Annotated in this window: 32 protein-coding genes and 1 pseudogene; 29 read left to right on the forward strand and 4 right to left on the reverse strand. The window is 61.0% G+C overall.

All coding sequences use genetic code 11. The features are described from left to right. Position 1: 1 nt before the first annotated feature. Positions 2-988 carry a DUF1385 domain-containing protein gene (locus FE782_RS06305; protein WP_138193221.1) on the reverse strand — a complete coding sequence of 329 codons (987 nt, stop codon included), beginning with the start codon at positions 986-988 and terminating at the stop codon, positions 2-4. A 160-nt stretch (positions 989-1,148) separates the two neighbouring features. On the opposite strand from FE782_RS06305, the gene FE782_RS06310 reads away from it, so the two are divergent. From FE782_RS06310 to FE782_RS06330, 5 genes are all read left to right on the forward strand, one after another. Further along, positions 1,149-1,676 (forward strand): YqhR family membrane protein, encoded by a 528-nt coding sequence (locus FE782_RS06310; protein ID WP_138193222.1) that lies wholly within the window; start codon positions 1,149-1,151, stop codon positions 1,674-1,676. Between the two features lie 99 nt (positions 1,677-1,775). Next, on the forward strand, positions 1,776-2,225 hold the full coding sequence (aroQ, locus tag FE782_RS06315; RefSeq protein WP_138193505.1) for a type II 3-dehydroquinate dehydratase: 450 nt from the start codon (positions 1,776-1,778) through the stop codon (positions 2,223-2,225). 1 nt (position 2,226) lies between these two features. Continuing rightward, the gene (locus FE782_RS06320; protein WP_138193223.1) at positions 2,227-3,303 is read left to right on the forward strand and encodes a M24 family metallopeptidase; all 1,077 of its coding nucleotides are present in this window, start codon (positions 2,227-2,229) and stop codon (positions 3,301-3,303) included. A gap of 12 nt (positions 3,304-3,315) precedes the next feature. Next, a complete protein-coding gene (gene efp / locus FE782_RS06325; protein ID WP_138193224.1) occupies positions 3,316-3,873 on the forward strand; it encodes an elongation factor P in 558 nt (185 codons plus the stop codon). Between the two features lie 144 nt (positions 3,874-4,017). Next, positions 4,018-5,271, forward strand: a complete 1,254-nt coding sequence (locus FE782_RS06330) for an aspartate kinase (RefSeq protein ID WP_138193225.1) — start codon at positions 4,018-4,020, stop codon at positions 5,269-5,271. Positions 5,272-5,416: 145 nt separating this feature from the next. Here FE782_RS06330 and FE782_RS06335 read toward each other — a convergent pair whose 3' ends face one another. The 3 genes and pseudogenes from FE782_RS06335 to comA form a co-directional block, all read right to left on the reverse strand. Beyond that, a complete protein-coding gene (locus tag FE782_RS06335; protein WP_138193226.1) occupies positions 5,417-5,884 on the reverse strand; it encodes a DUF441 domain-containing protein in 468 nt (155 codons plus the stop codon). A 55-nt stretch (positions 5,885-5,939) separates the two neighbouring features. Then, positions 5,940-6,149 (reverse strand): annotated as a pseudogene (locus FE782_RS06340) (2-phosphosulfolactate phosphatase); the annotation flags it as partial. A gap of 177 nt (positions 6,150-6,326) precedes the next feature. Further along, complete coding sequence (gene comA / locus FE782_RS06345) at positions 6,327-7,136, reverse strand: phosphosulfolactate synthase (RefSeq protein ID WP_138193228.1); 810 nt, start codon at positions 7,134-7,136, stop codon at positions 6,327-6,329. A 149-nt stretch (positions 7,137-7,285) separates the two neighbouring features. Between comA and FE782_RS06350 the strand changes: the two genes are divergently transcribed. From FE782_RS06350 to ahrC, 24 genes are all read left to right on the forward strand, one after another. Beyond that, on the forward strand, positions 7,286-7,552 hold the full coding sequence (locus FE782_RS06350) for a YqhV family protein (RefSeq protein ID WP_138193229.1): 267 nt from the start codon (positions 7,286-7,288) through the stop codon (positions 7,550-7,552). A gap of 96 nt (positions 7,553-7,648) precedes the next feature. After that, positions 7,649-8,680: a stage III sporulation protein AA gene (spoIIIAA, locus tag FE782_RS06355; protein ID WP_138193506.1), complete on the forward strand. Its 1,032-nt coding sequence runs from the start codon at positions 7,649-7,651 to the stop codon at positions 8,678-8,680. Then, complete coding sequence (spoIIIAB, locus tag FE782_RS06360) at positions 8,674-9,195, forward strand: stage III sporulation protein SpoIIIAB (protein ID WP_138193230.1); 522 nt, start codon at positions 8,674-8,676, stop codon at positions 9,193-9,195. Before spoIIIAA ends, spoIIIAB begins: the two co-directional genes overlap by 7 nt. Positions 9,196-9,208: 13 nt before the next feature. After that, positions 9,209-9,412, forward strand: coding sequence for a stage III sporulation protein AC (gene spoIIIAC / locus FE782_RS06365; protein ID WP_138193231.1), 204 nt, complete (start codon positions 9,209-9,211; stop codon positions 9,410-9,412). Positions 9,413-9,423: 11 nt separating this feature from the next. Further along, entirely contained in the window at positions 9,424-9,813 is a 390-nt protein-coding gene (spoIIIAD, locus tag FE782_RS06370; protein ID WP_138193232.1) for a stage III sporulation protein AD, read from the forward strand. A 41-nt stretch (positions 9,814-9,854) separates the two neighbouring features. After that, the gene (spoIIIAE, locus tag FE782_RS06375; RefSeq protein WP_338016883.1) at positions 9,855-10,985 is read left to right on the forward strand and encodes a stage III sporulation protein AE; all 1,131 of its coding nucleotides are present in this window, start codon (positions 9,855-9,857) and stop codon (positions 10,983-10,985) included. A 24-nt stretch (positions 10,986-11,009) separates the two neighbouring features. After that, the gene (gene spoIIIAF, locus FE782_RS06380; RefSeq protein WP_138193234.1) at positions 11,010-11,771 is read left to right on the forward strand and encodes a stage III sporulation protein AF; all 762 of its coding nucleotides are present in this window, start codon (positions 11,010-11,012) and stop codon (positions 11,769-11,771) included. A 33-nt stretch (positions 11,772-11,804) separates the two neighbouring features. Continuing rightward, positions 11,805-12,461 carry a stage III sporulation protein AG gene (gene spoIIIAG, locus FE782_RS06385; RefSeq protein ID WP_138193235.1) on the forward strand — a complete coding sequence of 219 codons (657 nt, stop codon included), beginning with the start codon at positions 11,805-11,807 and terminating at the stop codon, positions 12,459-12,461. A 65-nt stretch (positions 12,462-12,526) separates the two neighbouring features. Further along, positions 12,527-13,252 (forward strand): SpoIIIAH-like family protein, encoded by a 726-nt coding sequence (locus FE782_RS06390; protein WP_138193236.1) that lies wholly within the window; start codon positions 12,527-12,529, stop codon positions 13,250-13,252. A 169-nt stretch (positions 13,253-13,421) separates the two neighbouring features. Then, positions 13,422-13,907 carry an acetyl-CoA carboxylase biotin carboxyl carrier protein gene (gene accB, locus FE782_RS06395; RefSeq protein WP_138193237.1) on the forward strand — a complete coding sequence of 162 codons (486 nt, stop codon included), beginning with the start codon at positions 13,422-13,424 and terminating at the stop codon, positions 13,905-13,907. A 25-nt stretch (positions 13,908-13,932) separates the two neighbouring features. Further along, a complete protein-coding gene (accC, locus tag FE782_RS06400; RefSeq protein ID WP_138193238.1) occupies positions 13,933-15,276 on the forward strand; it encodes an acetyl-CoA carboxylase biotin carboxylase subunit in 1,344 nt (447 codons plus the stop codon). A gap of 100 nt (positions 15,277-15,376) precedes the next feature. Beyond that, positions 15,377-15,790, forward strand: coding sequence for an Asp23/Gls24 family envelope stress response protein (locus FE782_RS06405; protein WP_138193239.1), 414 nt, complete (start codon positions 15,377-15,379; stop codon positions 15,788-15,790). A 142-nt stretch (positions 15,791-15,932) separates the two neighbouring features. Further along, positions 15,933-16,490 carry an alkaline shock response membrane anchor protein AmaP gene (gene amaP / locus FE782_RS06410; protein WP_138193240.1) on the forward strand — a complete coding sequence of 186 codons (558 nt, stop codon included), beginning with the start codon at positions 15,933-15,935 and terminating at the stop codon, positions 16,488-16,490. A 9-nt stretch (positions 16,491-16,499) separates the two neighbouring features. Next, positions 16,500-16,745 (forward strand): DUF2273 domain-containing protein, encoded by a 246-nt coding sequence (locus tag FE782_RS06415; protein ID WP_138193241.1) that lies wholly within the window; start codon positions 16,500-16,502, stop codon positions 16,743-16,745. Between the two features lie 42 nt (positions 16,746-16,787). Further along, complete coding sequence (gene nusB, locus FE782_RS06420; protein WP_138193242.1) at positions 16,788-17,243, forward strand: transcription antitermination factor NusB; 456 nt, start codon at positions 16,788-16,790, stop codon at positions 17,241-17,243. A 32-nt stretch (positions 17,244-17,275) separates the two neighbouring features. Next, positions 17,276-18,136, forward strand: a complete 861-nt coding sequence (gene folD / locus FE782_RS06425; protein ID WP_138193243.1) for a bifunctional methylenetetrahydrofolate dehydrogenase/methenyltetrahydrofolate cyclohydrolase FolD — start codon at positions 17,276-17,278, stop codon at positions 18,134-18,136. Beyond that, positions 18,133-19,500 (forward strand): exodeoxyribonuclease VII large subunit, encoded by a 1,368-nt coding sequence (gene xseA, locus FE782_RS06430; protein WP_138193244.1) that lies wholly within the window; start codon positions 18,133-18,135, stop codon positions 19,498-19,500. Before folD ends, xseA begins: the two co-directional genes overlap by 4 nt. A gap of 25 nt (positions 19,501-19,525) precedes the next feature. Then, complete coding sequence (gene xseB / locus FE782_RS06435) at positions 19,526-19,744, forward strand: exodeoxyribonuclease VII small subunit (protein ID WP_138193507.1); 219 nt, start codon at positions 19,526-19,528, stop codon at positions 19,742-19,744. Continuing rightward, positions 19,737-20,651: a polyprenyl synthetase family protein gene (locus tag FE782_RS06440; protein ID WP_138193245.1), complete on the forward strand. Its 915-nt coding sequence runs from the start codon at positions 19,737-19,739 to the stop codon at positions 20,649-20,651. The genes xseB and FE782_RS06440 overlap by 8 nt, the downstream gene beginning before the upstream one ends. Positions 20,652-21,490: 839 nt before the next feature. Next, entirely contained in the window at positions 21,491-22,096 is a 606-nt protein-coding gene (locus FE782_RS06445; protein WP_338016884.1) for a hypothetical protein, read from the forward strand. Beyond that, entirely contained in the window at positions 22,068-23,987 is a 1,920-nt protein-coding gene (gene dxs, locus FE782_RS06450) for a 1-deoxy-D-xylulose-5-phosphate synthase (protein ID WP_138193247.1), read from the forward strand. Before FE782_RS06445 ends, dxs begins: the two co-directional genes overlap by 29 nt. 29 nt (positions 23,988-24,016) lie before the next feature. Continuing rightward, complete coding sequence (locus FE782_RS06455; protein WP_138193248.1) at positions 24,017-24,910, forward strand: TlyA family RNA methyltransferase; 894 nt, start codon at positions 24,017-24,019, stop codon at positions 24,908-24,910. Between the two features lie 79 nt (positions 24,911-24,989). Continuing rightward, entirely contained in the window at positions 24,990-25,439 is a 450-nt protein-coding gene (locus FE782_RS06460; RefSeq protein ID WP_138193249.1) for a hypothetical protein, read from the forward strand. Positions 25,440-25,446: 7 nt separating this feature from the next. Continuing rightward, positions 25,447-25,896, forward strand: a complete 450-nt coding sequence (gene ahrC, locus FE782_RS06465; RefSeq protein ID WP_138193250.1) for a transcriptional regulator AhrC/ArgR — start codon at positions 25,447-25,449, stop codon at positions 25,894-25,896. Positions 25,897-25,898: the final 2 nt, after the last annotated feature.

The following is a 25,898-nucleotide window of genomic DNA, read 5'->3' on the forward strand; positions in this document are numbered from 1 at the left end:
GTCACGCTCCTACGGCTTTGCCCGGTTCGACGAGGCGGACGGCGTTGTTCCGGTCCGCTTCGAGCATGCGCTGGAACGAGGCGATCGCGACTTCGACCTGATCGTCCGTCGGCTGCTTCGTCGTGAGCAACTGAAGCCACAGCCCCGGATATCCCAAGTACCGGAGCAGCGGGATGTCGCGCACGCTGTTCGTAAAGCGAAGCACCTCGTACGATACCCCGATGACGACCGGCAGCAGCAAGATGCGGATGCCGAGACGTTCCCAGATGGAATCCCACGTAAAGATAGGCAACGAATATAATAAGATGCCGACCAGCACGGTCAATACAAGAAAACTGCTGCCGCAGCGATAGTGCAGCGTGTTATATTTCTGGACGTTCTCGACCGTCAGCGGATCCCCGTTCTCATAGGCGGTAATGACCTTATGTTCCGCGCCGTGGTACTGGAACAACCGCTTGATGAGCGGGGTCTGGGCGATCAAGAGAATGTAGCCGATCAAGAGAACGAGCTTAATGCCTCCTTCGATCAAGTTATGAAGAAAGATGCTCTCGAAGCTGCCTTCGAACAGCATGCTCTCGAGGGCGGCCGGAACTAACGTGAAAATCAGCTTGCCGGCCAAAAACGACAGGACGCCGACGACCGCGACGCCGAGAATCATGGTCAAGTTGTCGGACATCGACTTCTTCTCAGGTTCCTTCGGAGCGACTTCTCCCGATTCTCCCGCTTCGCCCTCGGCGTACGACTCCGCGGAAAAATTAAGATGCTGCGATCCCTTCGCGCTGGAATCGAGCAAGGCGACGATCCCCCGAAGGAGCGGAACTTTCTTCAGCTTCGTCACCCAAGCCTTCTCGGTTCTAGGGGATTCGAAATATGCGATGGAACGGTCTTTCTTCCGTACGGCGGTGACGTTGACGGTCCGACCGGCGAACATGACGCCCTCGATGACCGCTTGTCCGCCATAGGCGACCGGTGCTTTCACTTCAGACAATTGGCGTTCCTCCTCGCGTCTCGCGAAATATGCGTTTCCTTCATTGTACCGGATTCCACCCCCGTTTGCCACCGGAAACCCTCCCCGCTCGTTTACGACCGCGGCCGTTGAAGCATACTACTGCGTATCTACGTTTCCACGAAGGAGAGACCGAACCACTATGCCACATCCTAAAGATTCCGATCCGAAAGCGGCCGGCGTCCAGACGGTCGTCCGAACGAAAAAGCTTCCTTTCGCTCTTAACCTAGGCTTCTTCGCGGGAGCGATCTGGGGCGGCGTCCGGTGGATGTTTTACTATTTCGGCTTCACCGACGTCGTTCCGGGCTTTCTGGTGGAACCGTTCTTCCTGCACGATTTTCTGGCCGGAACGGGCGGCTTTCTCGTCGGGTACGCGTCCTTCATCGCCATGTCGATCGTCGCCGCGCTGCTTTATACGTTCACCGCATATAAGCTGAAGGGGCCCTGGCCCGGCGTCGCGTTCGGCGTCGTCTGGTTCGTCGCCGTCTACTTGGTCGTCGGTCCGCTGCTCGGCATGCTGCTCCCCCTCGGCCGTCTCGATTGGGATTCGATCTGGCTGGACGGCTCCATCTTCGTCTTGTGGGGCGTCTTCATCGGGTATACCGTGAATTACGAATTTACGGACGAGGAGCGCCGGATAAGAGAGAACCCGGTTGCGCCCCCCCATTAAAACCGAATCCTCCGTCGCACTTTCCAATGGGCTGTTCTCAAACCGGGGAAATCTATGGTAAAATGGCTCTTGGTGCAAAAAGAGAAGGTGGTGCGGCTCTTGAAGACGGTGTTGGTGCTCAACGGCCCGAACCTAAATACGCTTGGGTGGCGGGAAAAGAACGTATACGGCACGATGTCTTTGGCCGAAATCGAACGGAACCTGACCGCCCTCGCGGAACGGCTCGGCGTTGAGGTTCGTTGCTTTCAATCGAACCATGAAGGCGCGTTGATCGACGAAATCCATCGGGCGCGGGAGACGGCCGACGGCATCGTCATGAACCCCGGCGCGTTCACGCATTACAGCTATGCCATTCGAGACGCGATCGCCGCGGTGGAGCTGCCGGCGATCGAGGTGCATCTATCCAACGTATATAAGCGGGAGCCGTTCCGTCACGTCTCCGTGACGGCTCCCGTCATGCTCGGCGTCATCGCCGGTCTCGGCCCGATCGGGTACGAGCTGGCGCTGAAGGCGATCGTTGCACAACTTGACAACGTAAAGGGTGAGTGACATGGCCAATACCGAACACCGGCTGACGAAGCTCCGCGCCGCCATGGAAGGCGAGGGGCTCGAAGCGCTGCTCGTCACGAATCCGGTCAACCGGCGGTACCTGTCCGGATTTACCGGCTCCGCAGGATATGTCGTCGTAACCGCAACCCGCGCGCTGCTGTTCACGGACTTCCGTTATGTAACGCAGGCGAACGAGCAGGCGACGGGCTTCGACATCGTCGAGCACGGAACGTCTCCGCTCTCCTCCGTCGGCGACGCGCTTCGCGCGGCGGGCATCTCGCGGCTCGGCTTCGAGCAGCAGCACGTCAGCTACGGCGCGTATTTGTCTTACGGAAGAGACCTCGGGGGCATCGAGCTGACGCCGACCGACGGAATGGTCGAGAAGCTGCGCCGGATTAAAGACGAAGCGGAGCTCGCCGTCATTCGCAAGGCGGTCGCGATCGCGGACGCGGGCTTCGAGTTTATGCTGAAGACGCTGCGCCCGGGCATGCGCGAGATCGACGCGGCGCTCGAGCTTGAGAGCTTCATGAAGAAGCAAGGCGCGAAGGGCCCTTCGTTCGACACGATCATCGCTTCCGGCGAGCGTTCCGCGCTGCCGCACGGCGTCGCCGGCGAACGCGTCATCGGGACGAACGAATTCGTCAAGATGGATTTCGGCGCGTTGTACGATGGGTATTGCTCGGACATGACCCGCACGGTCGTGATCGGCACCCCGACGCCGAAGCATCGGGAAATTTACGACATCGTGCTGGAAGCGCAGATGGCCGCGCTCGCGGGCATCAAACCCGGCATCACCGGACGCGAAGGCGACGCGCTCGCGCGGAACGTCATCGCCGCGCGCGGGTACGGCGACAACTTCGGGCACGGCACGGGACACGCCGTCGGCATGGACATCCACGAGAGTCCGCGCCTTAGCAAGACGGAGGAAGCGAGGCTCGAGCCCGGCATGGTCGTAACCGTGGAGCCAGGCATCTACTTGCCCGGCTTCGGGGGCGTTCGCATCGAAGATATCGTCGTCGTAACGGAGAACGGCTGCGAGATCCTGACGAAATCGACGAAGGACTTTATTACACTCTAGGAGGACGAACCAGTGATTTCAGTTAACGATTTTAAAACGGGTCTTACCATCGAAGTAGACGGCGACATTTACACGGTCATTGATTTCCAACACGTAAAGCCGGGCAAAGGCGCCGCGTTCGTGCGCTCCAAATTGAAAGGCCTCCGGAACGGCAACGTCGTCGAGAAGACGTTCCGCGCGGGCGAGAACGTCTCCCGCGCCGTCATCGACAACCGCGCGATGCAGTATTTGTACAACTCGGGCAGCGAATATACGTTCATGGACAACGAGACGTACGACCAAATTACGTTGGCGGAGAAGCAGCTCGAGTGGGAAAAGAAGTTCTTGATCGAAAATATGGTCATTAACATCAGCTCGTACCAAGGCGAAATCATCGGCATTCAGCTGCCGAACAGCGTCGAGCTGAAGGTCACGGAGACGGAGCCGGGCATTAAGGGCAACACGGCGCAAGGCGCGACGAAGAACGCGACGCTCGAAACCGGCCTCACCGTTCAGGTGCCGCTCTTCATCAACGAAGGCGACGTGCTGCTCATCGATACGCGGGAAGGCAAGTACATATCGAGAGCGTAAGCAATCCGGACCGCCGCTCGCAGGAGCGGCGGTTTTTTGCTGCGCGCGCATTTCGATTTTTTGTCATGATTGCGCTCTTGCCCTATGGTATAATGTTTCAATATGTATGCTCGAAAGAAAGCTTCTTAAGGGAGTGAGAGTTCTTTGGCGTTAGTGGTGATGAAGTTCGGGGGAAGCTCGGTCGGCGACGCGGAGCGCATGAAGCGCGTCGCGAAGCGGGTCGTAGAGAAGAAACGCGAAGGAAACCGCGTCGTCGTCGTCGTATCCGCCATGGGCGACACGACCGACGACTTGATCGATTTATCGAAGCAGCTGACCGACCAGCCGTCCGCGAGAGAGATGGACATGCTGCTCACGACCGGCGAACAAGTATCGGTAGCGCTGCTGTCGATGACGATTCATACGCACGGCGAAGGCGCCGTCTCGTATACCGGCTGGCAGGCGGGCATGACGACGGAGGCGGCGCACGGCCGCGCGCGCATCAGCGACATTCGACCGGACCGCATTCATAAAGCGCTGGACGAGGACAAGATCGTCGTCGTCGCAGGCTTCCAAGGCATGACCGAAGACGGCGAAATCACGACGCTCGGCCGCGGCGGCTCGGACACGACGGCCGTGGCGCTCGCCGCCGCGCTGAAGGCGGACTTGTGCGAAATCTATACGGACGTCGACGGCATCTATTCGACGGACCCGCGCATCGTGAAGGTGGCGCGCAAGCTGAACGAAATTTCGTACGACGAGATGCTGGAGCTCGCGAATCTCGGCGCGGCGGTGCTGCATCCGCGCGCGGTCGAATACGCGAAGCATTATTCGGTGCCGCTCGTCGTACGGTCCAGCTTTACTTACAACGAAGGTACGATCGTGAAGGAGGACGCATCCATGGAGCAAGGCGTAGTCGTCAGCGGCATCGCATACGACAAGAACGTGGCGAGAATCAGCATTTTGGGCGTGAAGGACGTGCCGGGGCAGCTGGCGAAGGTGTTTACGGCGCTCGGCGATGCCGGCATTAACGTCGATATCATCGTACAGAGCGGCGTTCAGAACGGCAAAGCGGATTTCTCCTTCTCGACGGGATCGAGCGACGCGGAGCAAGCGGTGACGATTTTGCGAGGCATGCAGAACGACGTCGGCTTCGACGACGTGACGAGCGAGACGAATCTCGTGAAGGTGTCGATCGTAGGCGCCGGCATGGTAAGCAACCCGGGCGTCGCGGCGAAGATGTTCGACGCGATCTCGAGCCAAGGCGTCAGCATCAAGATGGTCAGTACGTCGGAAATCAAAGTGTCCTGCGTCATCGACGCGGACAAATTCCAAGACGTCGTGCGCGCCTGCCATACGGCATACGGACTGGACTCGACGGAGCAAGCGTTCGTCGGCGGACCGTCCGAACGTCGGTAAGCTTATGCAAGAGGCCGTTCGGTTTGAGTATCCTTACTCGAACCGAACGGCCTTTTTTTTCGTGTCCGCGCGCCCCCCGCCTGCCCAAAAGAAGAACCGCCGGGCGCCGATCGCGCCGAGCGGTTCGAATTTCCGTCCATCCAGGTCACCACTTGAATTTATCGAACAAAAAGGTGAAAACCTTCAGCAGGAACGCCGTAATGCCCGCGGCCATGAGGGGACCGACCGGAATGCCTCGCAAAAACAAAATGCCGAAGATCGATCCGATCACGAGCCCGACGATGAGCTCGGGATCAAGCTTCAGCAAATCCAAGCCTTTGCCGTTCATATAGGTGGCGATCGCGCCGCCGAGAAGGGCGAGAACGCCGGGCCAGCTCGTAAACACGGCTAAGATGTCCTTCTGCGCGATCCGCTCGCTCGCGAACGGAACGAGGACGCCCATGGTCAAAAACAATAAGCCGAACTCGAGTCCGCGTCGTTCGATCGTGGGCAAATACCGCTCGAGGGAGACCAGCTTGATGATCAGCAGGACGCAGGCGGCCGTCGTAATAATGTGGGACCGGCCCACCATGCCGATGATGATTAGAATGACCAATAGCAATTCACCGTTCATCGCGAGACTCCTGTCCTATTGGATTCTCTACATTCTATGAACGGCGTCGACGATTCTAGAACAACCCTAGTCCGCACTCGAACGGCCGCAATTCCCCGCCGGACAGGATCGGCGTGAGCCGATAGACGTCGCGCCGGGCGCAGAAGACGACGTCCTCGCGATACCCTAACGCGACGAGGCGGCTCCCTGTGTCCGAGCCTAACAGCGCATCCTCCAACCGATGCTCGAAATGACGGTACGCCCCTTCCATCGCGGCGGCCAAGTCGTCGGTCGCGACATGCCGTCAGACCTCTTCTTTAATCCGCTTCGCGATCATGCCCGCGAACAGTCCGTCTTCCGGCGCGAACGTCTCCTATTCGGCGCCGCGCTCGTCGCTCGAACGTCTCGCTAACCGTAGAGATGCAATCGATACGCAACCGTCTTCACTCTTTATCGCCGCCGACTACACTCTCGCTTGCATGCCTAGGTGGAACGTATCCGACCGAAGGCCGCGGCGCAGCGCTTCGAGCGACAGCACGTCTTCCGGCGCGACGTTGCCGATGTTCAAGTTCGGGCCGAGCGCCTGCAGCAACTCCGCCTGTTGCGACTTGAGCGGCGCTTCCCACATCAGCACGGAGCTATCCGGCACGCAGTGCATAATCCCGTCCAGATCGTCCGTTTTGCAAACGCCGTTTTCGTCGAAAATTCCTACGCCCTTGCCCGACTCCCTCGCTTCGATCGTGACGAACGTCGCTCCGAGCGCCGTGTCGATCTCCACCGTTCGGGCGAGCTCCTCCGTTTCGATCCCCGATCCGAAAATTTTCTTGCCGTACTCCGTCACGACCGTGAAGCCGACGTCGATCGCCTTAACGATCAGCGCGCTGCGTTGGTCCCGGTTCATCTCGATCGTGCCGTCGGACACCTCGACCGCCGTGAAGCCGAAGCCCCGCGCGGTCGCCAAAAACGTGTCGACGAGGTTTTGCGATACAGCGACTTCGAGGAACGTGCCTCCCGGCATAATCAGCAGCCCGGCTTCGCGCGCCGTCTCGATTTTGCGCCTCAGCTCTTCCTCGGGATATAACGCCGAGGTGCCGAAGCCGAGCTTCACGACGTCGATATAGGGCGCCGCCACCCGAAGCATATCCTCGAACGCGCGGAGCCCGAGTCCCTTGTCGATCACCATCGTGCGACCGGTCGTTCGGGGTTTCGCGGTCCTTCGTCCGGTCGGATCGGCGAGGGACGGATGCCAATCCAATCTAGAAGTTTGGTCCATTCGAATAACTCCTCGCTGGTTTAATAGAATTGTTCGTTTCTGAATGCAATATATGCATGGTCGGATGGGGGTGTGCCCATGATGCTAAACCGAGACGAGCCCGCATATATATGTACAAGTTCGTTCGCGATAGCGGGGGAGGACGCGGTATGGTCGATAAAATCGTAGTCAGTATGGCGCTGCTGAGAGTGTTGTCGGGGTCCATCGAGTTGATGGCGGCCTTTCTCATTTACAGGCTCGCCAGTGTAGAGAAGGCGCTCGTCATCAACTCGTCGCTGGCCTTGGTCGGGCCGATCATCTTTATTTCGATTACGGCGCTCGGGCTCGTCGGCATTACGGATAAGCTCTCTTTCGGCAAGTTGGCTTGGGTCGCCGTGGGGGTAGCTTGTCTATTAATCGGCATTCTGAAAAAGTAGCTTGTCATAATTCGATAGGCCAAGCATACATATGGTTGTAAGTTAGGCCAAGCCGGACTTACGACAACCGCCGACGCGGCGAAAGGGGAGATGACGATGTGGAACGCCGTGCTGGAGTGGCTGCCGGGGTCGATTCGAACCGTTCTGTCGCGTTTGCCCGCCGATTGGACGTCCCGAGCCGAGGAAATCCGGGTGCGGGACGGGCGGCCGCTGGAAATCGTCGCGGCGGGCGACTACACGTTCGTGGAGCCCGACGGAAGCCCGACGCTGCGGATCGAAGCCGCTTTCCGGCCGACGCGCGACGATTGCTTGAAGCTGCTGGACCGGATTACGAACCACTCGGTCTATACGATGGAAGAGCAGCTCCGCCGCGGTTACATTACCGTGCAGGGCGGCCATCGCATCGGTCTGGCGGGGCGGGCGGCGCTGGAGCGCGGTGCGATCAGAACGCTGCAGCATATCGGCGGCTTCAATCTTCGCATCGCCCGAGAGGTGAAGGGCTGCGCAAGCGCGCTGCTCCCCCGGCTGTGGGACGCGGAGTCGCGCCGGCTGCATCACACCTTGATCGTCTCTCCGCCGCAGCGAGGCAAGACGACGCTCCTGCGGGACGCGGCCCGCCTCGTCTCGACCGGCGGCTGGAGCGGCCGAACGGCGATCGATCGGCGGGATCGGGCGCGCAAGGTCGGCATCGTCGACGAACGGTCGGAGATCGCGGCCGCCGTCGACGGCAAGCCGACGTTCGACGTCGGCCCGCGGACGGACGTGCTGGATGCCTGTCCGAAGGCGGAAGGCATGATGCTGATGATCCGCGCGCTGTCGCCGGAGGTGCTCGTCGTCGACGAGCTCGGCCGGCTGGAGGACGCGGAGGCGGTGATGGAGGCGCTTCACGCGGGCATCGCCGTCATCGCCACCGCGCACGGCCGGGACGCGGACGAGGTTCGCGGCCGGCCGTCGCTTGCCGCCCTGTTCGAAGCGCGCGTGTTCACGCGCATCGTGACGCTCGCCGCCAGCGGACCGACGGGCACGGTGCTCGACGTGCGCGACGCCGACGGACGCCGGCTGCCGCCGTCGCGGCCGGCCGCGGCGCCCCCGGCGACGCTGGAACGGAAGGGGGCGACCGGATGCTGAAGTGGATCGGCGCGACGATGATCTTGGCCGCCGGCACCGCCTACGGCTTCGCGCAGGCTTCCCGATACGCCCGTCGCCCGAAGGAGCTGCGCCTGCTCGGGGCGGCGCTCGGGACGCTCGAGTCGGAGATCGTCTACGGGCTGTCGCCGCTGCCGGAGGCGCTGAACCGGGTGGCGTCGGCGACGCAGAAGCCCGTATCCCTTCTGTTCGCGGACGCGGCGGCCCGAATGGCCGATGCGCGGTCGGAGCGGACGGCGGGCGATTGCTGGAAGGAGGCGGTGAACGCCGTCTGGTCGGCGACGGCGCTCCAAGGTCCGGAGAAGGCGTCGCTGCTCGCGCTGGCGCCGACGCTCGGGATGACCGATCGGGACGACCAGGCGAAGCATCTTCGGCTCGCGATCGCCCAATTGCGCGCGGAGGAAGAGACGGCGCGGGAGGAGCAGGCGCGGTACGGCAAGATGTGGAGAAGCTTAGGGGCGCTTACGGCGGCGTTGGTCGTCATTTTAATGTACTAAGGACGGTGCCAGGATGAACGAGGATGTCAATGCCATATTTCAGATCGCCGCCGTCGGCATCATCGTCGCCATGATTCATACGGTGTTGAAGCAAATGGGGAAAGAGGATTACGCGCACTGGGTGACGTTAATCGGCTTCGTCGTGGTGCTGTTTATGGTGATACGCAAACTGGATCAGCTGTTTCAAGAAATTAAAACGATCTTTTTGTTTCAATAGGCGGTGGCGCCGTGGATATGATCCAAGTCGTCGGCTTCGGTCTGGTCGCCACCGTGCTCGTCCTGATCGTCAAGGAGCAAAAGGCGCCGGTCGCCTTCCTGCTCGCCGCCTTCGCGGGCATCGTCATTTTCCTGGCGTTGATCGGGAAAATCTCCGAAATCATCGCGATGCTCGAACGGCTGGCCGATCAATCGAACGTGAATATGGTGTTTTTCCAAACGATCTTGAAAATCATCGGCATTGCGTATATCGCGGAATTCGGAGCGCAAGTCGTTCGGGACGCCGGGCAGGAAGCGATCGCATCGAAGATCGAGCTCGCCGGCAAGGTGCTCATCATGGTGCTCGCCATCCCGATCATCTCGGTGATCGTCGAGACCGTCATGAAGCTGATGCCCGCATAAATCGAGGCGGATGTTCGTCGAAAGGTTGAGGAGGGGTGGACGTGTCGGCAACCGCAGCTCCGGGCGCAGACGACGCCGGCGCGGTCCAGGATTGGGTCGACGCCCAATCGGAGATCGTCCGTACGGACGAAGTAGAGCATTATTGGGACACGCTCATGCGCCAATACGGCGGATGGTTCCCGAACGGGAACCCGTCGTTCCAGGAAGCGCTTATGCCGGGCGGCGACGGGTTTTCTCTGGCGAACGCGGCGAGCGGACTGCTCCAGTTTCTGCTGCACGAGGTCGTCGTCAACGGGAAGCTGCTGGCGATGATCGTCATCCTGACCGTGTTCAGCATCGTGCTGGAGACGCTGCAGACGGCGTTCGAGAAGACGACGGTGAGCAAGGTCGCTTACGCCATCTCGTATCTCGTCATCGTCGTCATCGCGATCAACAGCTTCCACATCGCGATTCAATTCGCGAAGGACGCCATCTCCGGCATGATACACTTCATGACCGCGATGATGCCGCTCGTGCTGACGATGCTGGCGTCGATGGGCAACGTCGCGACGGTGTCGATCATGCACCCGCTTATCGTGTTCATGATTCATACGGTGGGGAACCTGGTTTTCTTCTTTATCTTTCCGTTATTGTTTTTCTCCGCCGTTTTACATATTGTTTCGACGCTGACCGACAAGTACAAGGTGACGCAGCTTGCTACGCTGCTCCGCAACATCGCGATCGGGACGCTGACGATATCGCTCACGGTGTTCCTCGGCGTCATCTCGGTACAGGGCGCCACGGGCGGCGTCGCGGACGGGGTGACGCTCAAGACGGCGAAGTACGTGGCGGGCAACTTCGTCCCGGTGGTCGGGCGCATGTTCTCGGAGACGACGGATACGGTGCTCAGCGCTTCGCTCCTCATGAAGAACGCGATCGGCCTCGCGGGCGTCGTCATCATCGTCCTGATCGCCGCGTTCCCGGCGCTGAAGATTCTGGCGCTCGCCTTTATCTATAACCTGGCGGCCGCGCTGCTGCAGCCGCTCGGCGACAGTCCGGTCATCGGCTGCCTGCAGACGATCGGGAAGAGCATGATCTTCGTGTTCGCGGCGCTCGCGACGGTGAGCCTCATGTTTTTTCTCGCGATTACGATCATTATCGCCGCGGGGAACGTGACCGTAATGATGCGATGAACGCGAACGAGGAGGCGATCCGCGATGATGGAGGCGTTGACCGGCTGGCTGAAACAGATCGTTCTGGTGGTGCTGCTGGCGACGTTCATCGATCTATTGCTGCCGAACCGAACGATGCAGCGGTACGTCAAGCTCGTCGTCTCGCTGTTCATCCTCATGACGATTCTATCGCCGGTGCTGCAGCTGCTCGGTTCGAACGCGAACGTGCGGATGCTCGCCGCGTCCGTCGGCGGCTGGTCCGTCGCCGGGACGGCGGCGCCGGCGCCGATCGGCTCTTCCGGTTCGTCCGGCGGTTCCTCGATGCCGGCATTGGGCGAGCTGCTCTCCGAGGGGGAAGCGATCGCGAGAGCGCAGAGCGAACGGTCGATCGACATGCTCGAAAACCGGATCGAAGCGATGGTCGAAGAGCATGTGCGGTCGAAGCACGAAGCGGAAGCGAGCGTCGAGGCCGCGGTGGACATCGACGGCGACGGCTTGCCGACCGTGAAGAGCATTCGAATCCGCGTCGGAGCGTCGCTCGCGGCCGCCGCGGCGGCGTCGGCGGAAGTCGAAGGGGGCGGCGGAGCGGCAGAGCCCGCGCCGGAGCCGTCCGGCGGGATAAACATCGAGCCGGTGGTCGTCGAGCCTGTCTTCGTCGAGCCGGTTCGCATCGGCGAGACGCGGACGGAAGGAGCCGCGGCGGACGCCTCGGCGCCCGCGCCGGTCTCGGCGGCCGAACGCAAGGCGATCGCGAAATCGGTCGCGGAAGCGTGGGCCGTCCCGGTCTCGAAAGTCAAAGTGGAATGAGAACGGATGCGTCCGGCGAAGGAGGTGATGCGAATGGCGAAATGGTGGAAGGCGTTCGAAGAGCGGTTCGGCGGCGGTCCGGGAGGCGCGAGCCGCACGAACACGTTCCGATGGCTCCTGATCGTGGCGGGCGTCGGCGGCGTCTTCATGATTCTGAATTCGTTCCTGACGGTGGAGGACGTGCAGCCTCCTTACGACGGCGGCGGGATTCCCGAGACCGCGACGAACGGCGCGCCGCCCGGCGGCGAAGTTCCCGCCTTCGGAACCGGCGCGGCGAAGGACTCGAAGTTCGCGGCGTACGAAGCGAGCTACGAGGACGAGCTGAAGGAGATTTTGCAAAAAATCGTCGGCGTCGGCGAAGTGAACGTACTCGTAACGATCGAATCGACCGAGGAGGTCGTGGCCGAGCGGAACGTGACCGAGTCGGCCCAGGAGACGAACGAGCGGGACCCGAACGGCGCCAATCGACACATTACGCAGACGTCCCGAACCGGAGAAATCGTGTTATATACGGAATCCGGCGACAGCGTGCCGCTCGTGCGCAAGACGATCCGGCCGACGATCCGCGGCGTGTTCGTCGTCGCCGAAGGCGCCGAAAACTTGACGGTGAAGAAGATGATGATCGAAGCGGTCGAACGAGGGCTCGGCGTGCCGTCCCATAAGATTTCTGTAGCGCCTAGCAAGAGGTAACCGCGCCGAACCGGCGTCCACATATTCCAAAAACCAATTCAGAAAAGCACAAGGAGGAAACAAGAATGAATACAAGAAGACAAACGGTGTGGCTCGTATCGATGCTGGGGTTGATGGTCGTCCTGTCCGCGTATTACTTGTTCACCGACGAAGCGGATCAAATTCCGGTGCCCACGGAGCAAACGGCGCAGAACGAAATTATCGTCGAAGGCGTCGGCATGATGGATCCGACGGCGGCGCAGCCGGGCGTGACGATCGACGACATCGCCGCGCTCGAAGAGGACGCGACGGCGGAAGGCGCGGCCGAAGGGGCGGCGGAAGGCGCGACGGACGGCGTCGCGGAAGCCGCGGATCCGGCGACGCCGGAAGGCGCGACCGCCGAAGCCGAAGAGACGATCACGGACGAGCAAGTGCTCGAGCAAGTGTCGAACCGATCGAGCGCGGACGCGATTACGGCGATGCAAATCGAGCGCGATTCCGACTTCTCCAGACAGATCGAAGCGCTGACGGCGGCGATGACGAACGAAGAAGCGTCCGAGCAGCAAATCACGGAAGCGATCAATAAGCACAGCGCCCTGATGGATTTGGAAGCGAAGCTGATCGCTTTCGAAGAGAAGCTGCTCGGCGACTACGAGAACGTAGCGGTCATGTACGACGATCAGAAGCAGCACTTTACGGTTCACGTCTCCGCTGCCCAGCTCGAAAAGAGCGAAGCGGTATCGATCGTCACCGAGGCGATGAAAGACCTGAGCATCGCGATTCATCAAATCACCGTCAAGCTGTACAACTAACGATCAGGCTTCGTCGACCGCGCGGCGTAAAAAAACGGAGGGAGCCCGGGGAAACTGGGCTCTTTCCATTTACTTCTTTTAAGGGTATAATTACAACGTCGCTTTTGAGGGTTGGCAAGCCGCTCGCGACGGCGCAGACTCATTCGCTTGAGGAGATGAATGCAAGACGATGTATAAACTTAACGAAATCAAAGAACTTATTCGATTGGTGGACAGCACTTCCATACAACATCTCGAGATCGAAAACGAGAACGGCAAAATCAGCATCAAGAAGCCCGAAGCTCCTGCGGTTCACGTGACGTCGCACCCGACGGCGGCCGTATCGGCGCAGCACGCGTTCGTACCGGCGGCTCCGGCCCCCGCCGCTCCGCAGGCGCCTGCGGCTCCTGCCCCGGCGCAAGAAGAGCGGAACGCCGATCTGCACCCGATCGTCTCTCCGATGGTCGGCACGTTCTACGCCGCCCCGTCCCCGGACGCGCAGCCGTTCGTCAAGGCGGGCGACGCGGTCAAAGAGAAGACGATCGTGTGCATCGTCGAAGCGATGAAGCTGATGAACGAAATCGAAGCGGAAGTGAGCGGCCAGATCGTCGAAGTGCTGGCGGAGAACGGCCAGCTCGTCGAGTACGGCCAGCCGCTCTTCTTGGTGAAACGGTAAGAGCGACAACGGGAGGAAAATACGCATGAAGTTTCACAAAGTGCTGGTCGCGAACCGAGGCGAAATCGCAGTCCGCATCATTCGCGCTTGCAGAGAGCTGGGCATCTCCACGGTCGCGGTGTATTCCGAGGCGGATCGCGAGGCGCTGCACGTTCGACTCGCGGACGAGGCGTATTGCATCGGTCCGGTATCGTCCAAAGACAGTTATTTGAATTTAACGAACATCATGAGCGTCGCCACGTTGACCGGCGCGGACGCCATCCATCCGGGGTACGGCTTCCTCGCGGAGAACGCGGACTTCGCCGAAATTTGCGAACGCTGCAACGTCGTCTTCATCGGCCCGTCCCCGGACGCGATCTCCCGCATGGGGGACAAGTCCGTGGCGAAGCAGACGATGCGCGACGCCGGCGTGCCGGTCATTCCGGGCTCGGTCGGTCTCGTCGAGACGATCGACGACGCGGTCGCGATCGCCCGCGACATCGGCTACCCGGTCATCATTAAGGCGACGGCCGGCGGCGGCGGGAAGGGCATCCGCATAGCGGCATCGGAAGAAGATCTGATCCAAGGCATCATCGCCGCGCAGCAGGAAGCTCAGAAGGCGTTCGGCAACGCCGGAGTCTATCTGGAGAAGTTCCTTACCGGCATGAAGCATGTAGAAATTCAAATCGTCGCGGACAAGCACGGCAACGTCGTGCACCTCGGCGAGCGAGACTGCTCCGTGCAGCGCCGGCGTCAGAAGCTCGTCGAAGAGGCGCCTTGTCCGGTGCTGTCGCCGGAGGTGCGCCGCCGCATGGGCGACGCGGCCGTCCGCGCGGCGCGCGCCGTCGATTATTCGGGAGCCGGAACGTTGGAGTTCTTGCTCGGTCCCGACGAACAGTTTTATTTCATGGAGATGAATACGCGCATTCAGGTCGAGCATCCGGTCACCGAGATGGTGACCGGCGTCGATATCATTAAAGAGATGATTTCCGTAGCGGAGGGACATCCGCTCAGCATTCGTCAATCCGACGTCGTCATCAACGGCCACTCCATCGAATGCCGCGTCAACGCGGAAGATCCGGCGAAGAACTTCATGCCGTCCGCGGGACGCATTAATTTCTACCTGCCGCCCGGCGGCGTAGGCGTGCGCGTCGACAGCGCCGCTTATCCGGGGTACGTCATTCCGCCGCATTACGACTCTATGATCGCGAAGCTGATCGTTTGGGCGCCGACGCGGGAGGAAGCGATCGCCCGCATGAAGCGCGCGCTCGGGGAGTTCGCGGTCGACGGGGTGCATACGACGATTCCGTTCCACATGAGGCTGATGGATCACCCGACGTTCCGACGCGGCGATTTCGACATCAAGTTCCTGGAAGAACACGACGTATAGCGATCGAACTATGCCGATTCGCCCGATTCTCCAAGGTTTGTCATAATTTTGGACGGGTGGTATAGTATTTAATTATAAGACAAGGGGAGGATGATCGATAATGAACACGATTGCCCCGGAATTCACGAAGACCGAGATGGGGAACATACAGATCGCTCCGGAGGTCATTGAAATTATCGCAGGCCTCGCAACGATCGAAGTGGACGGCGTCACCGGCATGAGCGGCGGATTCGCCAGCGGCGTGGCCGAGCTCCTCGGTCGGAAAAACCTGTCTAAAGGCGTGAAAGTCGAAGTCGGCCAACGCGAAGCGGCGGTGGACGTATCCATCGTCATCGAGTACGGTCGACGCATACCGGAAGTCGCGTCCGCCATCCAGGCGAACGTCAAGCACGCGATCCAATCGATGACCGGACTGAACGTCGTCGAAGTGAACGTTCATATTCACGACGTCATGTTCAAGGGTCAAGAACGGATCGAAGAAGAAGAAGGCCCGATCACGACCCGCGTGAAGTAACGAGCGCGGCGGGTCGCGCGGAACGAATGGACATACCGAAATCCCCCGGGCGTCGCCGTTCGGGGGTTTCCTCGTCGTAGCCCTGCGCAAGCGGCGGGAATCGGCATACGGCAAGGACGTACCAGTGGAAGGAGCTGCAGTCATGGGCAGAGTCGCGGACAAATTGTTTTTATTTCTGTACAGCGTGGCCATATTGATCTTTTCGGGGATCGGGCTGATCGTCTCGATGGAATGGGTGGCTCCGGCGTTCGCCGAATCGTTCGTCGATGCCATATATATGACGGGTCCGGCCAAATATGCCGCGATCGCCGTATGCGCCGCATTATTTCTGCTGTCGATCCGATTTCTGTTCGTGTCGCTGCGCAAGAGCCGCGAGCGGAGCGGCTCCATCGATCAGCGCACCGAATTCGGCGATATTCGCATCTCGCTCGAGACGGTGGAAAATCTCGCCCTGAAGGCGGCGAATCGCGTTCGTGGCGTGAAGGATTTGCGCGCGCGCGTGCGCGTCGACGACAGCGGCCTCGATATCCAGCTCCGCTCGGTCGTCGACGGGGAATCCTCGATTCAACAGCTGACGGAGGAGATGCAGCGCGGCGTGAAGGAGCATGTCGAGGACATTACCGGCATTCCGGTCGCTACGGTGACGGTGTACGTCGCCAACGTCGTGCAATCCCAAACGTTCAAAGCTCGAGTGGAGTAGGTGACGCCGATGTGGAAGAAACTCGCGGATTCGATTCTGGAGTGGGCCCTCGCGGGGCGCGTCGGGAGAATCGTCGGAGCCGCGGCGGGCGTGCTGCTCGGGTTCGTGTATTTGATTTGGGGCTTCTGGGATATGCTGGCCTTCGCATTGATCGGGTTTACGGGGTATACGCTTGGTTTAAAATCGGACAATCGGGAAAAATGGGTGGATAGAAACGCCATCGCCCGGTGGTTCACAGACAGATGGTATCGATGAATCCCATGACTGTGGGATTTTTTCGTTAGGAGGAGTTTATCGATGAAGCGAAGGTCCGCGCGCGTCGTAGCGGTGCAATGTTTGTATCAAATGGAGATGAATCGAGTGCCGGCGCACGAGGCGCTGCAAGCCGCGATGGAAGAGGCGCTGAACGACAACGAGTCCGGCACGGACGTCAGCGACGCGGACGCGTTGCTTGCGTACGTTCGGGGATTGTTGGACAAGCTGGTGCCGCTCATCCCGGAAATCGACGGGATGCTGACGGAGTTCCTGCAAGGCTATCAGGTTGACCGCTTGTCGCGGGTCGACCGGGAGGTGCTACGTCTCGCGGTGTTCGAGATGATTTACGCCGACGACGTTCCCCCGAAGGTGGCGGTCAACGAAGCGATCGAGGTCGCGAAGCACTTCGGTACGGACGAATCGGGCAAATTCGTCAACGGCGTGCTGGGGAAGATGGTTAAGCAAGTGGACGAGTTGAAGGCGAAAGCGAACGCGTAAATAACGGGCGAAAAACGGAGGCGTTACCATCCATGACGGCATTGATTCTCGACGGGAAAAAAATCGCGAACGAATTGATGGCAAGATTACATAAGGAAATCGACTCGCTGATCGAGTCCGGCGCGCGTCCGGGACTCGCGGTCGTGCTGGTGGGCGAAGACCCGGCTTCGCAGGTATACGTGCGAAATAAGGAAAAGGCTTGCGCGGATCTCGGCATCCATTCCGTCGTGCACCGCCTGGACTCGGATACCTCGCAGGACAAGCTGATCGACCTCATTCGCGCGCTGAACGAAAGCTCCGAAATTCACGGCATCTTGGTGCAGAAGCCGCTGCCGGGGCACATCGACGACAAGGCGGTCATCGGCGCGATTTCGGCGGAGAAGGACGTCGACGGCTTCCACCCGATCAGCGTCGGCAACCTGCTGATCGGCGACGAAGGCTTCGTGCCGTGCACGCCGGCGGGCGTCATCGAGATGATGCGCTCGGCGGGGATTTCCGTAGACGGCAAGCGCGTCGCGGTCATCGGCCGGAGCAACATCGTCGGCAAGCCGATGGCGGCGCTGCTCATCCGAGAGAACGCGACCGTGACGGTGTGCCACTCGAAGACGGCGAACCTGCAGGAAGTAACGCGAGAAGCGGACGTCATCGTCGCGGCGATCGGCCGGCCGAACTTCGTTACGCCGGAATATGTGAAGCCGGGCGCGGTCGTTATCGACGTCGGCGTCAACCGACTGCCGGACGGGAAGTTGGCCGGCGACGTCGACTTCGAGGCGGTGAAGGAAATCGCGTCCGCGATTACGCCCGTACCGGGCGGCGTCGGCCGGATGACGATCGCGATGCTCATGAAAAACACGGTCGAAGCGGCCCGGAAGACGTTGGAGTCGTCGCGGTGAGTCAAGGGCAAAACCAGAAAGTCTTTTCGGTTCGGGATATAACGAGATATATCAAAATGAAGATGGATGCCGACGCCGTGCTGCAGAACGTATGGGTGCGCGGCGAAATTTCGAACTTCACGAGGCATTCGAGCGGGCACTTATATTTTACTTTGAAAGATAAGGACAGCCGCATCAAGTGCGTGATGTTCGCCGGTCAAGCGTCCCGCCTGCCGTTCGCGCCGAAGGAAGGCGCGCGGGTCGTGGCGAACGGCAGCGTGTCGGTGTACGAACGGGACGGGCAGTACCAAATGTACGTGAACGGCATGCAGCCGGACGGCATCGGCAGCCTGTATCTCGCCTTCGAACAGCTGAAGAAGAAGCTGGATGAAGAGGGGTTGTTCTCCGCGGCGCGGAAGAAGCCGATTCCGACGTTCCCGACGGCGATCGGCGTCATTACGTCGCCGACGGGGGCGGCCGTGCGCGACATTATCATCACGCTGCAGCGGCGGAACCCGGCGGTGCCGGTTTTGCTGTATCCGGTTTCGGTGCAAGGCGAGGCGGCGGCGCCTTCGATCGTGAAGGCGATACGCGCCATGAACGAACGCCGCGAGGTCGACGTGCTCATCGTCGGCCGCGGCGGCGGCTCGCTCGAAGAGCTGTGGGCGTTCAACGAAGAGGCGGTCGCCCGGGCGATCGCGGCCTCTAGCATCCCGATCATCTCGGCGGTCGGCCACGAGACGGATACGACGATCGCCGACTTCGTCGCGGATCTTCGCGCGGCGACGCCGACGGCCGCCGCGGAGCTCGCCGTGCCCAGCCGCCTCGAGCTGCGCGACACGATCGGGCATCTGCGCAGACGGATGACGGGGGCGTTGCAAGGCGCGGTGCAGTCGCGCCGCGAGGCGCTCCTGCGGCTTCGCCGTTCGCCGTTCCTGACGAATCCGAAGCGGCAGCTGATGATGCAGCAGACGGAACGGCTCGACCGGCATACGGCCGCGCTGCAATATCACGCGAAGACGGCGCTGCGAACCGCGGGCGATCGGTTCGTTCGGCTCGATCGGCGTCTCTCATCGGTCAGCCCGAGGGAAGCGGCGCGCCATGCCGCCAAGGGGCTCGACGTCGCGAAGCTGAAGCTGCTGCAGCGGATGAACGCGATCATTCGCGATCGCGGCCACGCGTTCGACATGCACGCGAAGCGCCTCGACGCGCTTAGTCCGCTGAAGGTGATGCAGCGGGGCTACAGCCTGGTCTACGACGAGAACAAGCGCCTGGTCAAAACGGTGGGAGACGTGCAGCTCGGCGACATGGTCCGCGTGCGGCTCGCGGACGGCGAGCTCGACTGCACCGTATGGTCGATGAAGGGGGAAACAAGCAGTGACTGAACCAACGATCGGCTTCGAAGAAGCGATGGAGAAGCTGGAAACCATCGTCGCGAAGCTCGAGAGCGGCGACGTGCCGCTCGAGGAAGCGATCGAGCTCTTCCAGGAAGGCATGCGGCTGTCCCGCATCTGCAGCCAGAAGCTCGAAACCGTCGAACGAAAAATCGAGATGCTGCTCGAAGAGGACGGACAGACGGTGAAGAAGCCGTTCGGCGCCGCGCTCGACAAGGGGGATCCCGTTGAATAACGCAAGAAGCGAATCGATCGAAGCCTACCTGGCTTATGTCGCCGGCCGCGTCGCGGACGAGCTCGGCACGATCGTGCCCGAGGCGTGGGACGTGCCCGCGCCGCTGCGCGAGTCGATGGCGTATTCGCTGCTCGCGGGCGGGAAGCGGCTGCGTCCGGCGTTCGCGCTCGCCGCCGCCGAGGCGGCCGGCGGCGATCCGGAAGAAGCGCTTCCGGCCGCCTGCGCGGTGGAGCTGATCCATACGTATTCGCTCATCCACGACGATCTGCCCGCGATGGACGACGACGACTTCCGCCGCGGCCGCCCGACGAACCACAAGGTATTCGGGGAGGCGATGGCCATCCTCGCGGGCGACGCGCTGCTCACGCACGCGTTCCACGTGCTCGCGACGATGCCGGATCGGTTCCCGCGCGTGTCGGCGTCCGCCGCGCTTCGCATCGTGAAGGAGCTGGCGGCGTACGCCGGCGCGCCCGGCATGGTCGGCGGACAAGCCGCGGATATGCTCGGCGAGCAAGGAGAGACGACGCTCGCGCAGCTCGAGTACATCCATCTGCATAAGACGAGCGACCTCGTCGTTGCCTCTCTCCGCGCCGGAGCCATCGTCGCCGGCGCGAACGAAGAGCAGCTCGAGTCGCTCGCCGTCTACGGTCGATCGATCGGCCTCGCCTTCCAGATCCAAGACGACATCCTGGATCTCGTAGGCGATGCATCGAAGCTCGGGAAGAGCACGCAGAGCGACGTCGCGCAAGGCAAGGTGACGTATCCGTATCTCGTCGGCCTCGCGGCGAGCAAGGCGAAGGTCGAAGAGCTGACGGCCGCCGGCAAGTCGGCCGTCTCCGGCGGCGCGCTGCCGGCGCCCGAGCGGCTGCTTCAGATGGCGGATTATTTAATTACGCGAGAATATTAGATTGCTAGGAACGCCCTCCGGCGACGGCCGGGGGGCGTTCCGTTCTTTCGGAAGAAGGGGAATCAATCCCGCTTCCATTGAGCAGCCTTTTCCCGATGTGGTATAATGGCGGAAGGAATACGGAGTGGCGCAGTATTCTAGTCGGCCTACCGCTTTGAGGGCGAGCCTAAAAATTCGCCGAAGGGCACATCGATGAAGTTCCTGGTGCCGGCTTTCGACGCCCAGTCGGGGGCTGGTGGTGGGAGTTAAGGTTGCGGGGCGATCCGCAATGGCATGCGGGCGTTGACCCTGCTTCCGCGGAGGCCCAAGTGCGTGGCGCGAGCTTGTCGTCTTGCCGACGATCGAGAGAATCGGCCATGGCTCGGGGTATGAACCTGTCATTCGTTCCTGCGTGATTTTGAAGTGATCCTTTATCGCTTATCAGAGATACGCGGGGGCGGTGCAGCGTAGCCTGCCTTGAGTGGGCCAGCAGGGAGTATAGATATAGGCGCGATCGACCTCGGCCAAGGTCGGCCGTAATTGCCCACGCTATATGAAATCTGGTCTGCAAAAGAGGCTAAGAAGCGGTTCTTGCGCTGCCCGAGGAAAACTCCTAGACTGTTCATATCTATGGGGCTTCTTGGGGATTATAGTGTGGACTAAGTGGTAATCCAGTCTGACGGCCGGCGACGGCGTCAAGACGGTCTTAAAGGGGAACCGCCCTGCCGGCGACGGGGGGTGATCGTCTGGGAAAACCTACTGGACCTAAGCCACAGCATTTACTCGAGAAGCCGCCACTCCTCCCATTCCCGAAGAGAGGACCGTAAGAAACGAGAATGAAATCCATTTGGAAGCACTCCATGCGATGGAGTATTTTTATTTCTATAATTACGTTTATATTGGCCAGCGTGTTTTCCGTCGTATCCACAGCGATGCTGCAAGGCGTCGTCTGGGCCGCGGGCGTGGTCATCGTACTGTTTATCGTCCTCGTCGGCATAGGATTCGATATGATGGGCATCGCCTCCGCTTCCGCGAACGAGCGCCCGTTCCACGCGATGGCCGCCGAGAAAGTGCCGGGCGCGAAGCAATCGATCTTTATCGTACGCAACGCGGACCGGTTTTCGAATTTTTGCAACGACGTCGTCGGCGACATCTGCGGCATTATCAGCGGTACGGCCTCCGCGCTCGTCGTCGGGAAGATGATCGTCAGCTCGTCGGAAGGCGACGGGCTTCTGACCGCCGCGGTCACGGTCGTCTTCTCGGCGATCGTCTCCGCCCTGACGGTCGGGGGAAAGGCCGTAGGCAAGTCGTTCGCGATTCATTATTCGATACCGATCGTACTGTGGATCGGCAGATTTTTTTTCCTGCTGGAGCGCCGGTTTGGCATACGCATCTGGGGCGGCAAGAAGAAAACAAACGGAAAGCGGGGAAACAAGCGTGCTGCTCGATCGAATCACTCAGCCTAGCGATCTGAAATCGCTCGACCTCGCCCAGCTCGAACAGCTGGCGCAGGAAATCAGAGAATTTCTCATTACGACGTTGTCGTCGACCGGGGGGCATCTCGCTCCGAACCTAGGCGTCGTAGAGTTGACGTTAGCGCTTCATTACTTGTTCGACAGCCCGAACGACAAGCTGATCTTCGACGTCGGGCATCAAGCGTATGTTCATAAGCTGCTCACGGGGCGCAAAGACCGCTTCCCGACGCTGCGAAAATACAAAGGCTTATGCGGCTTCGTCAAACGCTCCGAATCGGAGCACGACGTATGGGAGGCGGGGCACAGCTCCACCTCTCTTTCGGCTGCGATGGGCATGGCGGCCGCGCGGGATTTGCAAGGGAAGAAAAATAAGGTCGTCGCGCTGATCGGAGACGGGGCGCTGACCGGCGGCATGGCGTTCGAGGCGCTCAATCATATCGGGCACGAGAAGAAGAACTTGACCGTCGTGCTGAACGACAACGAGATGTCGATCGCGCCGAACGTCGGCGCGCTGCACAACTACTTATGCAAGGTACGCTCCGACAAGACGTACATAAAGACGAAGGAAGAAGTCGAATCGCTGCTCAAGAAGGTTCCCGCGATCGGCGGCACGCTCGCCGCTTGGGCGGAGAAGGTCAAAGACAGCTTGAAATATTTGGTCGTCTCCGGCGTGTTGTTCGAGGAGCTCGGCTATACGTATTTCGGGCCGATCGACGGACATAACCTGTCCTCGCTGCTCGAGACGTTCCGCCAAGCGGAGAAGGTCGAGGGCCCGGTGCTCGTGCACGTCGTAACGACGAAGGGCAAGGGCTACGCGCCGGCCGAGGCCGACTCGCATACGTGGCATGGCCTCGGCGCATACAAGATCGAGTCGGGCCAAGTCGTGAAGTCGGCCGGTCCGCCGATGTATACCGAAGTGTTCGGCAAAACGCTGATCGAGCTCGCGGAGCGGGACGAACGCATCGTCGCCGTCACGCCGGCGATGCCGAGCGGCTCGGGACTGATCAAGTTCGCGGAGAAATTCCCGAACCGAATGATCGACGTCGGCATCGCTGAGCAGCATGCCGCCACGATGTGCGCGGCGATGGCGATGGAAGGCATGAAACCGGTGTTCGCGGTATATTCGACGTTCCTGCAGCGCGCGTACGACCAGGTCGTGCACGATATCGCGCGGCAAAATCTGAACGTCGTGTTCGCGATCGACCGGGCGGGCTTCGTCGGTCCGGACGGGGAGACGCATCACGGGGTATACGATATCGCGTATTTGCGCCATGTGCCGAATATGACGATCATGATGCCGATGGACGAGAACGAGCTCCGACACATGCTGTATACGGCCGTTCAGTACGACGGCGGCCCGATCGCGGTCCGCTACCCGCGCATTCAAGGCACGGGCGCGCCGTGGAACGACGAGCTGCGCGCGCTGCCGATCGGCCGCTGGGAGACGGTGCGGGACGGCGGCGACGCCGTCGTTCTGGCCGTCGGTCCGATGGTGCAGCTTGCGCTGGAGACCGCAGAGAAGCTCGCCGCCGAAGGCGTATCGCTGCGGGTCGTGAACGCCCGCTTCTTGAAGCCGCTCGATGCGGCGATGCTGTCCGCCCTGGCGGACGAACGCCTGCCGATCGTCACGATCGAGGAGGGCGCCGCCGCCGGCGGCTTCGGCGGGGCGGTGCTCGAATGGATGTCCGGGCACGGCGTATACGACGTGCCGATTCGCGTCATGGGAGTGCCGGACGCGTTCATCGAGCACGGCTCGATTCAGGAGCAGCGCGCCGAGGTCGGTCTCACGTCCGACCGGCTCGCGGAGACGGTGCGGACGATGCGCGCCGGCGTTCAGGCGACCTACGCGGCGAAGCCGCTCATGACCGGCACGAACAAGTAACGGACGAGAGAAGCTGGGGATATGAACCTATGACAGAATCGAATAACCCGGGACCCGTTCCCGATCGCCCGAAAGACGGTCCGCGCGAGAAGACGAGCCCGAACGCCAAGGAACGCATCGACGTGCTGCTCGTCGAGCGCGGCTTGTTCGACAGCCGCGAGAAAGCCAAGGCCGCCGTTATGGCCGGCCTTGTGTTTTTGGACGGGGAACGCATCGAGAAAGCGGGCATGAAAGTGCCGGCCGCCAGCGCGTTTACGGTGAAAGGCGACCTCCATCCGTACGTCAGCCGCGGGGGCCTTAAGCTCGAGAAGGCGATTCGCCACTTCGGCTTGGACCTGACGGGGGCGGTCATGATCGACATCGGCGCCTCGACCGGAGGCTTCACCGATTGCGCGCTGCGGCACGGGGCGTCGTTCGTCTACGCGATCGACGTCGGCTACAACCAGCTCGACTGGTCGCTGCGGAAGGACGAGCGGGTGCGCGTCATGGAACGGGTGAATTTCCGATACGTGACGCCCGCCGACCTCGTCGGCCCGCCGGCGACGTTCGCGGCGACGGACGTATCGTTCATCTCGCTGCGCCTCATCCTGCCGCCGCTGCGGCCGCTGCTTATGCCCGGCGCTCTGCTCGCGGCGCTCATTAAGCCGCAGTTCGAAGCGGGACGCGAGCTCGTCGGGAAGAACGGCATCGTCCGCGATCCCTCCGTTCACCGCGACGTACTGTTCCGCATGATTCGCTTCGGAGCGGAAGCCGGATACGTCCTGGAAGGCTTGACGTATTCTCCGATTACGGGGGGCGAGGGCAACATCGAATTTCTCGCCTTGTGGCGGCTCGCCGAAGGACCGCTCGAACCGCCGTCGGACGCGGACAAGCTCGCGGCGGACGTCGTGCGCGAGGCGCACGAGGCGCTGCATCGCGCGTAAGGAGACGAACGAAGCAAGGTAGGAAAAAGCAGGAAACCGCCGCCGCGTCTCGAATACGTTACGGTGGAGGTGCGCCGTCGTGAACGATGACGTGGTAGTGCTAATCTTCGTCTTGCTCGTATTCGCGGTATGGGGCTTCGTCTTATTCCGGCGTTGGCTGTACCGAACGCCCGACGTGAAGACGCCGGTCGCGGAAGGCAGCCGGAAGCCGAACGACGAGGTGACCGAGCTGCTGGCCGACCATGGATACGAGGTGACGCACGGGAAGTGGAAGGTGAGCATAACCGTGCGCGTCGACGACAAGGAGCTCGGCAGCCAGATGTTCGTCGACTATTTCGCGAAGAAGGGCGACGGCATCTACGTCGTCAAAGTCGCCAAAGCGCGCAAACCGCTCGATTTGACGGTCGGGAGCGCGATTCGGGAGCGGCTGCTGTCGTACGCGTTGTTGTACGAGGAGACGGCCGGGGTCTTGTACGTGGACGTCGCGGCGCGTCAGGTTCATCAAATACGATTCGAGTTGGAGTTGTGAAAGCGTTATGAAGGGGCAGCGGCATATTAAAATCAGGGAAATCATTACGGGACGCGAAATCGAGACGCAAGACGATCTAGTCGACGCGCTGCGGGCGGCGGGTTATACGGTCACGCAGGCGACCGTGTCGCGCGATATCAAGGAGCTGCAGCTCGTGAAAGTGCCGCTCGCGGACGGGAGATACAAGTATTCCCTGCCTTCCGACCAGAAGTACAACCCTGCGCAGAAGTTGAAGCGGGCGCTCATCGATTATTTCGGCTCGATCGATCACGCCGACAATCTCGTCGTCATGAAAAGCTTACCGGGGACCGCCAACACGATCGGAGAGCTGATCGACAATCTCGATTGGCCGGACGTGATGGGCACGATCTGCGGCGACAACACGGTGCTGATCATCTGTCGCAGCGGCGAAGCGAGCCAACGCGTCGTGGACGAAATCTTAAGCATGCTTTCGTAAGG

This window comes from Paenibacillus antri, assembly GCF_005765165.1.
Lineage (GTDB): Bacteria > Bacillota > Bacilli > Paenibacillales > YIM-B00363 > Paenibacillus_AE > Paenibacillus_AE antri.